This window comes from Sphingobacterium sp. UBA7253 (genome assembly GCF_002472745.1).
Classification (GTDB): domain Bacteria; phylum Bacteroidota; class Bacteroidia; order Sphingobacteriales; family Sphingobacteriaceae; genus Sphingobacterium; species Sphingobacterium siyangense.
Genome location: NZ_DKSP01000059.1, coordinates 1 through 297, shown reverse-complemented (window position 1 = coordinate 297; position 297 = coordinate 1). Strand labels below are relative to the sequence as shown.

Annotated in this window: 1 protein-coding gene; it reads right to left on the bottom strand. The window is 28.3% G+C overall.

All coding sequences use genetic code 11. From position 1 onward, the window contains the following. A partial coding sequence (locus B2X72_RS05385; RefSeq protein ID WP_286848482.1) for a hypothetical protein occupies window positions 1–213 on the bottom strand: 213 nt, incomplete at its 3' end. Between the last annotated feature and the right edge of the window lie 84 nt (window positions 214–297).

Below are 297 nucleotides of genomic sequence, written 5' to 3'. Positions count from 1 at the left end.
CTTATTTAATATAACGTCTTTGGTAATTGGTGTCCCAAAATAATTCTGTAACTCTTGTACGAATTCATTTATGTTAGTTTGATTTTGTGTTGGCCAGTCATTCATAGCAGCTGCAAACAACACTCCCATGTTTTTTAGCGGGTGATCATTATAATTATTATTAACTAGATCAATGAGTTGTTGTATATTTTCAATATTTATTTCGTTTGCCATGGATGTGGGTTAATATTGTATTATCGTTATAAAACTGAAATGAACTTTTTATTTGTTTTCCTTCTATTTAAAATTAGTAATTCA